General features: G+C 60.0%; 13 protein-coding genes. 3 read left to right on the top strand and 10 right to left on the bottom strand.

Annotated elements, in window-relative coordinates; all coding sequences use genetic code 11:
• The first annotated feature begins 116 nt into the window (after nt 1-116).
• Nucleotides 117-527, top strand: a complete 411-nt coding sequence (locus BLQ41_RS12055; RefSeq protein ID WP_090181104.1) for a low affinity iron permease family protein — start codon at nt 117-119, stop codon at nt 525-527.
• A 69-nt stretch (nt 528-596) separates the two neighbouring features.
• On the opposite strand, the gene BLQ41_RS12050 is transcribed toward BLQ41_RS12055, so the two are convergent.
• The 9 genes from BLQ41_RS12050 to BLQ41_RS12010 all read right to left on the bottom strand — a co-directional run bounded on the left by BLQ41_RS12050 (nt 597) and on the right by BLQ41_RS12010 (nt 8,958).
• Nucleotides 597-1,100 (bottom strand): DUF4142 domain-containing protein, encoded by a 504-nt coding sequence (locus BLQ41_RS12050; protein WP_090181102.1) that lies wholly within the window; start codon nt 1,098-1,100, stop codon nt 597-599.
• A 77-nt stretch (nt 1,101-1,177) separates the two neighbouring features.
• Entirely contained in the window at nt 1,178-1,336 is a 159-nt protein-coding gene (locus tag BLQ41_RS12045) for a KGG domain-containing protein (protein ID WP_090181100.1), read from the bottom strand.
• Nucleotides 1,337-1,453: 117 nt separating this feature from the next.
• Complete coding sequence (locus BLQ41_RS12040) at nt 1,454-2,803, bottom strand: sensor domain-containing protein (protein ID WP_090181098.1); 1,350 nt, start codon at nt 2,801-2,803, stop codon at nt 1,454-1,456.
• Nucleotides 2,804-2,888: 85 nt separating this feature from the next.
• Nucleotides 2,889-3,527 (bottom strand): LysE family translocator, encoded by a 639-nt coding sequence (locus tag BLQ41_RS12035; protein WP_090181096.1) that lies wholly within the window; start codon nt 3,525-3,527, stop codon nt 2,889-2,891.
• Nucleotides 3,528-3,571: 44 nt separating this feature from the next.
• Nucleotides 3,572-4,009 carry a fosfomycin resistance glutathione transferase gene (gene fos, locus BLQ41_RS12030; RefSeq protein ID WP_090181094.1) on the bottom strand — a complete coding sequence of 146 codons (438 nt, stop codon included), beginning with the start codon at nt 4,007-4,009 and terminating at the stop codon, nt 3,572-3,574.
• Nucleotides 4,010-4,271: 262 nt separating this feature from the next.
• Complete coding sequence (locus BLQ41_RS12025) at nt 4,272-5,603, bottom strand: MFS transporter (protein ID WP_090181092.1); 1,332 nt, start codon at nt 5,601-5,603, stop codon at nt 4,272-4,274.
• 183 nt (nt 5,604-5,786) lie between these two features.
• Complete coding sequence (locus tag BLQ41_RS12020; protein WP_090181090.1) at nt 5,787-6,713, bottom strand: hydroxymethylglutaryl-CoA lyase; 927 nt, start codon at nt 6,711-6,713, stop codon at nt 5,787-5,789.
• On the bottom strand, nt 6,710-7,903 hold the full coding sequence (locus BLQ41_RS12015; RefSeq protein WP_090181087.1) for a CaiB/BaiF CoA transferase family protein: 1,194 nt from the start codon (nt 7,901-7,903) through the stop codon (nt 6,710-6,712). The genes BLQ41_RS12020 and BLQ41_RS12015 overlap by 4 nt, the downstream gene beginning before the upstream one ends.
• A 146-nt stretch (nt 7,904-8,049) precedes the next feature.
• Entirely contained in the window at nt 8,050-8,958 is a 909-nt protein-coding gene (locus BLQ41_RS12010) for a LysR substrate-binding domain-containing protein (RefSeq protein WP_090181085.1), read from the bottom strand.
• A gap of 202 nt (nt 8,959-9,160) precedes the next feature.
• Between BLQ41_RS12010 and BLQ41_RS12005 the strand changes: the two genes are divergently transcribed.
• Together BLQ41_RS12005 and BLQ41_RS12000 are read left to right on the top strand one after the other, a co-directional pair.
• Nucleotides 9,161-10,396, top strand: coding sequence for an aminotransferase class I/II-fold pyridoxal phosphate-dependent enzyme (locus BLQ41_RS12005; protein WP_090181083.1), 1,236 nt, complete (start codon nt 9,161-9,163; stop codon nt 10,394-10,396).
• A 16-nt stretch (nt 10,397-10,412) separates the two neighbouring features.
• Nucleotides 10,413-11,579: an MFS transporter gene (locus BLQ41_RS12000; RefSeq protein WP_090181081.1), complete on the top strand. Its 1,167-nt coding sequence runs from the start codon at nt 10,413-10,415 to the stop codon at nt 11,577-11,579.
• Here the strand turns inward: BLQ41_RS12000 and yiaY are convergent.
• Nucleotides 11,576-12,724 (bottom strand): L-threonine dehydrogenase, encoded by a 1,149-nt coding sequence (gene yiaY / locus BLQ41_RS11995; RefSeq protein WP_090188501.1) that lies wholly within the window; start codon nt 12,722-12,724, stop codon nt 11,576-11,578. The genes BLQ41_RS12000 and yiaY overlap by 4 nt on opposite strands.
• Between the last annotated feature and the right edge of the window lie 93 nt (nt 12,725-12,817).

Genomic DNA, 12,817 nt, shown 5'->3' with positions numbered 1-12,817 from the left:
CGTAAGTGCTGCCAGGGTTAGAACCCGGTTTTTCATTGCCGGGCACCTTTTAAGTAGAATTTTCAACACGCCGTCGCTGTCTGAAAATCAGGCGCATCCCTTTAAGGAACACGGCAATGAAATTCGCAAAAATCTCGCAGAGACTCGCTTTGTGGGCCGGTAGCCCCAAGACCTTTATGGGTGCATTGATCCTGATCGCTCTGTGGGGGTTGAGTGGTCCGATTTTTCAGTTCAATGACACCTGGCAGCTGATCATCAACACCTCCACCACGATCATCACGTTCCTGATGGTGTTCCTGATCCAGAACACGCAGAACCGCGATACCGACATCCTGCACTTGAAAATCGATGAGTTGCTGCGGGCGAACAAAGAGGCGCAGAACGCGATGCTGGGGCTGGAAGCATTGGACCTCAAGCAACTGGAGGAACTGCGCAGGCACTATCGCGCCATGGGCGAAAAGGATGTGCATGACCTGGCGGGGCTGGCGAAGCCGAGCAAGCACAAGCCCGATTTGAATCAATGCTGAACACAAACAAAAACGGCGCGTGATGTGAATCACGCGCCGTTTTCTTTAACCCCGATAAAAAAATGCTGGTCAGCGACCGGCTTGCAAAGCCCTGGCCATTTGCAGATGATTTTGCAGTTTGGGCAGGGTTTCTTCAGCGAAGGCTTTGATCGCCGGTACATCGGTGGTCTGTGCTTCTTGCTGAAGTTGGTCGATGGCTTCCTGAGTGGTTTTCACCTGACTGGCGGCATAGGCCTGGTCGAAACTCTCGCCGTCCGGCACTTGCGGCATCAACGCCTTGGCTTTGTCGACCACGGCCTCTCGGGGGGCCACCGGCAGGTCCAGCTGCTTGGCGATTTTCGCCAGATGCTGGTTGGCGGTGGTGCGATCGTTGATGACGACGATGGTGTAATCCTTGACCTCTTTGGATTCGGTTTTCTGGTGCGCCAGGCGACTGGCTTCGATGTCGGCCATGCCTTTGGCCGATGCATCATTGATGAATTCTGCGGGCGACTGGGCGAAGGCACAGTTGGCGAACAGCCCCAGCAACGTGGCAAAACCGGCAGTGCATAAACGGGTGGCCATCCGGCTCATGGTCGCGCCCTCCTTTCTAAAAAAATTCAAGCGGGAGCTTTCGCCCCCGCCTCTCAATCAAAACTACCTTTCACCGACTACTTCGACTTCTGACCACCTTTGCGGCCCATTTCTGGTTTCGCAGGATCTTTGTCGACCGTCGTGGTGGTAGTTTTCCCACCTTTGCGACCGGCTTCAGACGCCTTGGTTCGATCGTTGGCGAAGTTTCCCGAGTTCGAGTTTCTTGAATTAGGCATGATTCTCTACCTCTTGGTAATGATCGCGGCGAGCAGGAGCCCGCATAGGATCTGAATTGCGATCGCCGCAAAGGTTTAGAAGAATTGAAATTCGCGCGACGAATGGCGGCAGATTTTTCAGACGCCGAGACGCTGGTGATTTTGGCGTTTGGCCGTGTACATGGCCTCGTCGGCATGCCGGAACAGCTGCTTCTCCTCGGTACCATGTTCGGGGTAATGCGCAACGCCGATGCTTGGCTGGATGTTGACGTTGTGCCCGTCCAGGCGCAGTGGCTGAGCCAATACCTGACGGATTTTTCCTGCCACGTTGTCGGCATCTTCCGACGAATGGATGCTGTGCAACAACACCACAAACTCATCCCCGCCGATGCGCGCCACCGTGTCGGTTTCACGCACACAGCCCTTGAGCCGGTTGGCGACCGCTTGCAACAGCATATCGCCGACCGCATGGCCGTGGGTGTCGTTGACTTCCTTGAAACGGTCGAGGTCCACGTACAGCAACGCCATCCGCCCGCAATCGGCCCGAGCCAGCATCAGCGAGGCTTTGAGTCGATCGCGCAGCAACTCCCGGTTGGGCAGTTGCGTCAGTGGGTCGTACTGCGCCATGCGCTGCAGTCGGGCGTGCAATTGCTTGCGTTCGATCGCGGTCGCGACCTGGGCGCAAACATATTGCAGCAGTTCTTTGTCTTGCTCGGTGTAGCGCTCGCCGCCCGGTATGCTTTTGACGATCAGCGCGCCGATGGTGCCGTTTTGCGAGTTCAGCGGCACACCCAGCCAGCACGGCGAATCCTTACCGGCGACCAGCCATTCGAATCCTTCAAGCGGGCTATCCTGGTCCGGGGTCAGCAGAATCGGCTGGCCACTGCGAATCACTTCGGCGCACAGGCGCCCGGTCATGGTCCCCGGCTGCTCGGGTTGCGGTTCATGATCGTCGACGTGATAGGGGAAATTGAGCTGCGCGCAGTGTTCGTCATGCAGCGCCACGGAAAAATTCAACGCGGGCAGCCATTCGCCAATGATCATGTGGACTCGTTTGAACAGCGCCAGCAAATCTTCCGCCGCGTGGGCCGCTTCGGAGATTGCATACAACGCCGCTTGCCGGGACTCGGCCTGCTTGCGCTCGGTGATGTCGCGAGCCACTGCGATGCGCAATTGATCGACTTCAGACCAACGCGCCGACCACAGGATATGCACCACCGCGCCGTCTTTGCGCAGGTAGCGGTTTTCGAAATTGAGCTTGGGCTCGCCGCCCATGATCTCGCCCGCAGCGTCGAGGGTCCGCTGCCGATCGGCGGGATGCACCATGTCAATCATCTGCTGACCGATCAGCTCGTCCGGGGTATAGCCAAAAATACGCTCGCAGGCCGCGCTGACAAATACGAAGCGACCTTGTTTATCCACCGCACAGACGGCATCCAGCAAGAGATCGATGTAGCTCGCCAACGGCGCGGAATTTCTGGTTGCCATGGTGCGATGTGCGAGTCCTGACAATGCAGCAAAAAAGAACCATCCCTGACTAATCAGTAAAACCGGCGCATCCGGGCGGCCAGTCTCAAGCCTTGTTCGACACCAACCCCGGCAGCGCATGAGCGAGGGCATTGATGGCAAAACCGATAAACATCACCCCGCACAACCGGGTGATAGCCAGTTCATGGCGTTGATACAAGATGCGAACCTGCCGGGCACCGACGACGCCAATGAGGATAGCGTAGGCCATCAGGCCACCGACGAAGCTCAGAACAATCAACCACGGCAACATTGACCAATGCAGCAACTCCGCACGACTGGACAACAGCGCGGTAAATGTCGCCACCGCCACGGGATAAGCCTTGGGGTTGGTCAGCCCGAACAGGATGCCGTGCCAAAAAGGCTGGCGAGCCGGGCCTTGAGGTGCCTCGCTATGGCTGCGTTTGGCCCGTACGGCGCGCAAGCCGAGCCAGAACAGGTACAGCCCACTGAGCAGCCCCAGCACATCAAACGCGGTGCTGCCGATCTCCCGAGCGCCGACAATGGCGATCAGCGCCGTACTGCACCAGACCACGTCCCCCAACAAATGCCCGCACAAAAAACCCGCCCCCGCCCGCCTGCCATGGGCGGCACCGATGCCAAACACCGCCAACACACCCGGCCCTGGCGTTATGCCATAGATAAAGCCCGAGGCAAGAACCGCCATGAGCAACGATGGGGTCATCGGAAAATCCTTTGAACTATTTGGTGAATGCGCGCAAGTCTATATCAGGTCACTGAAATATCGGCTGACTGATCGTCGAAGAACTGCATTCCCGCGTAGGGTTGCTCGCGGCAGGCGGCCAGCCGTGACACCAAGTCGCCGACATGGGCTTCAAGCTTATGGCCGTCCGGGTCGAGGAAATAGAAAGACGCGCCTTCGCTGCGATTGTCACGCCATTCCTGTACATGAGCAGATCGCAGGCGTTCGACAAACACCGGGAAATTAGCGGCATCAATATTGAAGGCGTAGTGGGTGTAGTCGGCGGCGGGTTCGGATTTACGCAGAGGATCGAGGGAAAGGCACAGCCACAGGCCGGGCAGCGAGAGATAGGCGCCGGTATCCCACGTGGCGTCGAGGCGGATTTGCAGCAGATGTTGATAGAACGCCACGCTGCGGTTCAGGTCGGTGACGGCGAGGGTCAGGTGGTTGAGGCCGGTGAGCATGAGTCAAAACCTTTGAGTGCTTCGGGGACGACATACTGTTTACCGTCGTACCGCAAAGTAGATAGCACAGGTTTTGCTTTCGTCTATCGGGATTGATAGCGAAGGGTTTGGTGACGCCAGGTTGAGCGATAACCGATAGATAGCTGACTGTCAGGCCGCCATCGCGAGCAGGCTCGCTCCCACAGTTTGATCGGCGGCGTGGCACAGATCGAGTGTGGGAGCGAGCCTGCTCGCGATAGCGGCCTGAACAGCGCCGCAGATTTCAGAACTTGTCGAGCGTGCGCAGCTTCTGCGGTAACCCCCACAACAGCAACGCAACCGCGATCAATGCGCAGACACCGATGACGTACAGCGCCGGCGTGGTGCTGCCCGTCAGGTCCTTGATCCGTCCGACCATGACCGGGCTGACGATGCCGCCGAACTGCCCGAGGGTGTTGATCACCGCGATCCCGCCCGCGGCCCCGGCACCCGCGCCGGCCAGCAGTTTGGGTGGCAGGGTCCAGAAGCTTGGGATGGACGCGATGATCCCGGCACCGAGCAGGCCCAGCGCGACAATCAGGAAAGTCGTGTGGTTGGCGAAGATCCCTGCACAGAAGAAGCCGACCGCCCCAACGGCGACCAGGCCGGCGACAAACTTGCGTCGTTCACCGGTCGAGTCGGACAACCGCCCGATCACCACCATGCTGATGGCCCCGCAAATGTAGGGGATGGCCGTCAGCAAGCCGATCATCACCGGGCTCTCGGTGCCCGCGCTGCGGATCAGTTGCGGCGCCCAGAAATTCAAGCCGTAGGACGCCACCTGAATCAGGAAGTAGATCAGCCCGAGGGTCAGGAAACCTGGAATCCGCAGCGCGGCGAGTAACGAACCGCCGCTCTTGTGCGGTTCATGGTGCGCGATGCGGCTGGCCAGCAAGGTCTTTTCCGACGGCGTCAGCCAATGGGCGTCTTCGATACGGTCCTTGAGCAACGTCAGTACCAGCAAACCGAGGCCGATGCACGGCACACCACCGAGCAGAAATAGCCAATGCCAACCGCGCATATCGAGGAAGCCGTCGAGGTGTTGCAGCACCAGCCCGGAGAACGGTGCGCCTACCAGTCCGGCAAACGCCGACGACAGAAACAGCATCGAGGTGATGCGTCCATGATAGTGCTGCGGGAACCACAGGGTCAGGTAATACAGCACGCCAGGGGCGAATCCGGCTTCCATCGCGCCGATAACGAAGCGCAAGGCGTAGAACTGCCATTCGCTGTTGACGAAGACCATGGCCGCCGTCGCGAGTCCCCAGGACATCATGATCCGGGCGATCCAGCGTCGGGCGCCGACCTTGTACAGCATCATGTTGCTCGGCACTTCGAAGATCACGTAACCGACCACGAACAGCCCGGCGCCGAGGCCGTAGGCGGTGTCGCTCAGGCTCAGGTCGGTTTGCAGCTGGAACTTGGCGAAGCTGATGTTGATGCGGTCGAAGAAGGCGAACAGGTAGCAGACCATGATCAGCGGCATCAGGCGCCAGGCGACTTTGCTGACCAGGGCTTTTTCTTCGTCGTGGCTAACGGACGGGCTCGCGCCCGCCTCCAGTACATTGAGGCTCATGGTGCTTTCTCCAGGCGGACTTCCCGTGGGTGTCCGATTGTTTTTGTTGTCTGGTTCAGAGGATCGGTGTGGGAGCTTTTTGTGGGAGCGGGCTTGCCCGCGATGGCGGAGTATCAGTCGACATCGATGTTGGATGTGACTCAGTCATCGCGGGCAAGCCCGCTCCCACAGGGATCTCAGTGGTCAGGACGGCGTTGGATGCAAATCACAATTGCGTCCGGCCTTGGCCAACTGACCGGGCACTTCATGACCCAGCAGCGCCGGCAACCCTCGGGACAATTTCAGCAACAGCGGCAGGTCGACGCCGGTGTGAATGCCGATTTCATCGCACAGATTGACCAGATCTTCAGTGCAGATATTGCCCGAGGCACCCGGCGCGAACGGACAGCCACCGAGCCCGCCGAGGGCCGCATCGAAGCGCCGCGCGCCAGCCTCGTAGGCCGCCAGCACGTTGCACAACCCAAGCCCGCGAGTGTTGTGGAAATGCAGGGTCAGATCCGTCGGTGAAACCCGCTGCAACACCCGCCGCACCAGACGATCAACCTGGCGCGGATTGGCCATGCCGGTGGTGTCGGCCAGGGTGATGCCCTGGATCCCGAGTTCCTGATAGGCCTCGACGATTTGCAGGACGCGATCCTCGTCGATCTTGCCTTCGAACGGACAGCCGAAAGAGGTGGCGATGCTGCCGTTGAGGCGCACTTGCGTACCGCCCACGTAGTGGACGATTTCGCCGAACGCGGCCAGCGAGTCTTCGCAACGCATGCGCATGTTGGCCAGGTTGTGTGTCTGGCTGGCGGACATCACCAGGTTCAGCTCATCGGCGCTAGACGCCAGCGCCCGTTGCGCGCCCTTGAGGTTGGGGATCAACGCAACGTAGATCACGCCTGGTTGCCGGGTGATGCCCTTGAACACCTCCTCGCCATCGCGCAACGCCGGAATGGCCTTGGGCGACACGAACGAACCGGCTTCGATGCGGCTGAAACCGGCCAGCGACAGCTGATCGATCAGGGCAATCTTGTCGACGGTTTCGACCCAGGTCGGCTCGATCTGCAAGCCGTCGCGGGGGGAGACTTCCTGAACGATCAGGGTCTCTGAAAAATCGGTGATCATTGCACCACCCCTGCAGTTTTCAGGCGTTCGATGTCCGAAACGGTAAGGCCCAGTTCCGCGAGAATGCCGTCGGTGTGCTGGCCCAGACTTGGCCCGGACCAGTTCACGCCGCCCGGGGTTTCGGACATTTTCGGCACGATGCCGGGCATTTTCACCGTGGCGCCGCCGGGCAGGTCGGCGCTGAGCAGCATGTCCCGCGCCTGATAGTGCGGATCGGCAACAATGTCGGCCACCGAGTAGATGCGCCCGGCCGGCACTTCTGCAGCTTCCAGCGCGGCCAACACCTCGTCGATCGGCAGGCTGCTGGTCCAGTGCGTGATCGCCGCGTCGAGCACATTGCTTTTCAATGCACGACCGTCGTTATGGGCGAATTCTGCTGCGTCGGCCAGATCGCGACGGCCGACCACTTCCATCAGCCGCTTGTAAATCGGGTCGCTGTTGCCGGCGATCACCACGTAGGCGCCATCGGCTGTCAGGTAAGTATTGGACGGCGCGATGCCTGGCAACGCGCCGCCGCTGCGCTCACGAACATGGCCGAGCATGTCGTATTCCGGCACCAGGCTTTCCATCACGTTGAACACGCTTTCGGCCAGGGACACATCGACCACTTGCCCGCCGCCCTGCCCGGTCTTGACCCGCAGCAGCGACATCAACGCACCGATAACCGCGTGCAGCGACGCCAGGGAATCGCCGAGGCTGACGCCGACCCGCGCCGGCGGAGAACCGGGGGTGCCGGTGGTGTAGCGAATCCCGCCCATGGCCTCGCCGATGGCGCCGAACCCCGGACGGTCGCGGTACGGGCCGGTCTGGCCGTAACCGGAAATGCGCACCAGCGTCAGGTTGGGATTGAGGGCGTGCAGTACGTCCCAGCCCAGGCCGAGTTTCTCCAGGGCACCTGGGCGCAGGTTTTCGATCAACACGTCGGCGCTGGTCGCCAGTTGCTTGACCAGTTCAATGCCTTCGGGGGATTTCAGGTTCAGCGCCAGGGACTTCTTGTTTCGCGATTGCAGGTACCACCACAGCGACGTGCCTTCGTGCAGCTTGCGCCATTTGCGCAGCGGGTCACCCTGGCCCATGGCTTCGATCTTGATCACTTCGGCGCCGAACTCGGCGAGCATGCGCGCGGCGAACGGCGCGGCGATCAGCGTGCCGATCTCGATCACTTTGATTGCACTTAACGGGGCAGTCATCGCGGGGACCTCATGTTGTTCTTGGAATATGAGCCAAGGCTAGAGGACCCGAGGGCGATGAATCCAACCCTCAATCGGCAACCTCCGTTCGCGAAACGCGAACGCCCTGACATTTGCGCGACCTCAGTTCAGTCAACAGAGAACTGTCAGACCGGCCCGCGCAAATGCTCAAACAACATCCGGCTCACCGGCGACAACGCTGCTTCATCACGCACGACCAGGATGAGCGCCCGATCCGACCAGTCATCCGTCAGCGGCACCGCATGCAAACCCAGAGCCCGGCCAAACAATTCATAGGCTTTTTGCGGCAGGATGCCGATGCCCATGTTGGCCTGGACCATGCGGCACATCGCATCGAACCCCGGCACATGAATCCTCAGGCGCAGCACTTTGCCCGCCTTGCGTGCAGCGGCGTGTGTACGCATGTTGATCGAACTGGCGGCATGCAGGCCGACGTAATCGCTGTCCAGCGTGTCGACGAAGGCCAGGCTGGAACGACTGGCCAACGGGTGATCGGGCAACATCAACACCACCAGTTTGTCCTGGCGATACAGGACGCTGTGCAGGCCTTTGACGTCGCTGTCACTGGAGCAGATCCCGAGGTCGGCCACGCCATCGAGTACCCCCTGAATCACCCCGCTGCTGGGGCGTTCTTCGAGGTCGGTCTTGACCTGGGAATGACGCGCGGAAAAATCGCGCAGGTCTTCGGGCAGAAACTGAATGATCGCCGACAGGTTGGCGAGCATGCGCACATAACCGCGAATACCGTGGCTGTGTTCGCCCAGTTCAAGGCCCATTTTCTCGACGTTGAACAGCATCTGCCGGGCATGGTGCAGCAGGGTTTCGCCGGCTGCCGTCAGGGTCATGCCTTTGGCCTGGCGCACGAACAGACTGATCCCGAACGCCTCCTCCAACTCCATCAGCCGCTTGCTGGCCGCCGACACCGCAATCGCTTCACGAGTCGCAGCACGGGTCAACGTGCCTTCCTCGTGGACGGCGACGAACAGCTGGAGAGTGATCAGGTCGAGGCGGCGGATCAGGCTTTTTTGCAGCATGGGGGGCTCGATGACTTCAGTTCGACTGAGGCGGCAGGATAGCCCGGTTTTGGCCCACAACGTCACACGCCATCGCCCTACACATAAATCTCTTGTAACACTCAACCATCCCGGAAACAGCCGATTTAAACCCCACGCCACACTCTGTAAAGTCTGGAAACACACATGGACGGCTACACCGCTCAGGGAAAGACCCATTCACATGAACCAGACAACGCACGCAGCAAACAGCTTTACCAACTATCGAAAAATCGTCTCGCTGGCCGATGACGACTGGGAAACCGCGGAAAATGGAAAAGTCGCGGGACTAAACGTCGAGGTCAAAAGCGCGAATCGTATGGTCGACCAGTACGGACGGGCGTTTCATCACTTCTCCACCACCTCTTATCTGGGACTGGACCATCACCCCGCCCTGCTTGGCGGCGCCATGAACACACTGTGGGAAGTCGGCACACTACGTATCGCCAATTCGAAGAACCACTGCAAACTGGCGGTCCTGGAGCAGTTCGAAACCGAGCTGTCCGAGTTGTTCGGCGCCCCTTGCATGAGCACTTTGTCGTGTAGCGCAGCGAGTGCCGGGATCCTTCCGTTGCTGGCCAGCGGCTTGTTCACGCAAAACCGTCCGCCTGTCATGGCGTTCGACAGACTGGCGCATTACTCGATGAACCACCTGAAAGCCGCTTGCGCGGACGAAACCCGAGTCCTGACATGCCCGCACAACGACATGGATTACCTGGAAGACCTGTGTAAAAAACACGCCAAAGTCGCCTATGTGGCCGACGGGGCTTACAGCATGGGCGGGGTCACGGACATGGACAGCCTTTTGTACCTGAAAGATCGTTATGGGCTGTTTCTCTATCTGGACGATTCCCACGCGCTCTCCGCCGTAGGCCGTTTTGGCGCCGGTCTCGTGCGCCCCAGACTGCCTGTCCTGGATGATGACTGCCTGGTTGTTGCATCACTGGCCAAATCGTTTGGCGCCAGCGGCGGACTGGTGATGCTGGGAAGTGAGCAGCAAAGAAAACTCATTGCGCGTTATGGAGGCCCCAGTAACTGGTCGCAAAGCCTCAACAGCGCCGCGATCGGTGCAGGTAGAGCCTCCATCGAGCTTCATCGCACACCGGAATTTGCCGCGTTGCAGGAAAAACTTCAGGGTAATATCCGTCTCTTCGACAGCCTCATACGCACCGAACAACACGCCAGCAACATGGCGATTCGACTGATCCGTTGCGGTAAAGCAGCACTGGCCAACAGCATCGCCATCGAACTGGCCAATCTCGGTTTCTTTACCTCGGCCGTCTTCTTCCCGGTGGTAGCACAAGGCATGGCCGCTATCAGAATCACGCTGCGCGCCGATATGGAACCGACGTTGATCCGACACTTCTGCGACCTCGTCACCGAGCTCTTACGCAATCACGCCAGGGACATTGGCCAGTAAACCCAAGGAAGACTCAATGAAGAGCAGCACCACCCTTCTTGTCACCTGCAGCACAGTGTTTCTTGCCCAACTGGGCATGAGCATTTACTTGCCGGCGCTGCCGGAGATTGCCCGGGATCTGTCCGCCGATGCCTCGCAGGTGTCCTGGGGGTTGGCGGTGTACCTGATTGGCATGGCAATGCCGATGTTGTTCTGGGGCAGCCTCGGTCAGCGCCTTGGCCGCAAACCTGTGTTGCTCGCCGCACTCGGGATCTATGGGCTGGGTAACCTTGCCCTGCCCTTGAGTCAGACGCTTGAATCGTTCCTGTTGTGGCGACTGGTCCAAGGGATTGGTGCCAGCGGGATTTCGGTCATGGCACGGGTACTGATCCGCGACAGTTTTCGCGGTGACCTGCTGGCCAAGGCGCTGTCCTGGATATCGATTTCCTTTGTGGTGGCGCTGGGCATCGGCCAGTACCTGGGGTCGATCATCCAGGTGGCAGTGGGTTGGCCGGCGATTTTCTATCTGTTGGGTGGCGTGAGCCTGTTGATGGCGATGATTGTGGCGCGTGTCAGGTTTGCGCTGCTGGCGGAGGACAATATTCCATTGTCCGCCTGGCCCAGTTACTGGCGCATCTTGCGTAACCGAGCTTTCCTGCTGCCGGCACTCGCCGGTGGCCTGGGATATGGCGTGATCGTCGCGTTCAATACGGCGGCGCCGCTGATTCTGCAAGGCCCTTTCAACTGGTCCGCCGTGGAATACGGGCTGTTGGGCTGGCCGATCAGCGCGGCGTATTTTCTGGGGGCGTTGGGGGTCAATGCCTTCGTGCTTCGTACCGGCCAACGCTGGCTGATGACCGCGGGCGTGGGCTTGGTATTGGGCGGCAGCACGGTGATGTTGCTGGGGAGCATCGCGGGTACATCCATTGCGCTGCTGTTCTGGTTGCCATACTGCGTCGCAGTGTTCGGGCAGTCTTTGAATTACCCGATCAGCCTGTCACTGGCCAACAACGGCTCGCCGGTCGGCGGGGCTTATGCGATGGCGTTGAGCGGTTTCATTCACCAACTGATGGCCGCCATCATTGGCGCGATTGCCAGCCTGATCGCCAGCCAGCAAGCGTGGCCACTGTCCCTGTTTTGCACCTTGCTGGCATTGGGCGCGATGCTCTGCGTGATGCTCGCGCCCGGTCGTCAAACCGACTAGAACGCGCTGCGGAAAATCTCCTCGATCTGGCGCTGATCCGCCACTCGAGGATTGGTCAGGCCACAGGCGTCTTTCAGTGCATTGGTGGCGAGCATCGGAATGTCGTTGAGCCGGGCACCGAGTTCACGCAAACCGGCGGGAATATCCACGTCCCCGGCCAGGCTGCGGATGGCCGCAATGGCTGCTTGAGCGCCCTCTTCCGGGCTGAGACCACGGACATCGGCGCCCATTGCGTGGGCGACGTCGGTCAGGCGCGGAGCACAGACCAGCGCGTTGAAACTTTGCACATGGGGCAACAGCACCGCGTTGCACACTCCGTGTGGCAAGTCGTAGAACCCGCCCAGTTGGTGAGCCATCGCGTGGACATAACCCAAGGAGGCGTTGTTGAACGCCATGCCGGCAAGGAACTGCGCGTAGGCCATGTTTTCCCGCGCATTCATATCGCTGCCATCGCGCACGGCCAGGCGCAGGTTGTCGCTGATCAGGGTGATGGCTTTCAGTGCGCAGGCATCGGTGATCGGGTTTGCAGCCGTGGACACGTACGCTTCGACGGCGTGGGTCAAGGCGTCCATGCCGGTGGCGGCTGTCAGGCCTTTGGGCATGGCGACCATCAGCGCCGGATCGTTGACCGACAGCAGCGGTGTGACGTTACGGTCGACGATGGCCATTTTCACATGGCGCGACTCGTCGGTGATGATGCAAAAACGGGTCATTTCACTGGCTGTGCCGGCGGTGGTGTTGATGGCAATCAACGGCAATTGCGGCTTTTGAGATTGATCGACGCCTTCGTAATCGCGGATCTGCCCGCCGTTGGTCGCGCACAACGCGATGCCTTTGGCGCAGTCGTGCGGCGAACCACCACCGAGCGAGACCACGAAATCGCAGCGACTTTCCTTGAGCAGGCCCAGGCCGCGTTCGACGTTGGCAATACTCGGGTTCGGTTTGGCCCCGTCGAAGATCACCGAATCGATGTCCAGTATCGCCAGTTTTTCGGCAATCATCTTCGCCACGCCGGCCTTGGCCAGCCCGGCATCGGTGACAATCAGGGCTTTACGAAAGCCGTACTTGCCGATGGCGACCATGGCTTCGTCCAGGCAACCAGTGCCCATGATGTTGACGGCAGGGGTGAAAAACGTGCTGCTCATGAGCGACTCTCCAGGCTGGGCCGAATCGGTGGCGCCGATCCAGCGAATGCCCACAGGATCGACCCATCGCTCACGCAGTAACTTGATCTGGCT

This window comes from Pseudomonas arsenicoxydans (assembly GCF_900103875.1).
Taxonomy (GTDB): Bacteria; Pseudomonadota; Gammaproteobacteria; order Pseudomonadales; family Pseudomonadaceae; genus Aquipseudomonas; species Aquipseudomonas arsenicoxydans.
Note: the sequence above shows the minus strand (reverse complement) of the source record. Positions and strands in the feature narration are given on the sequence as shown.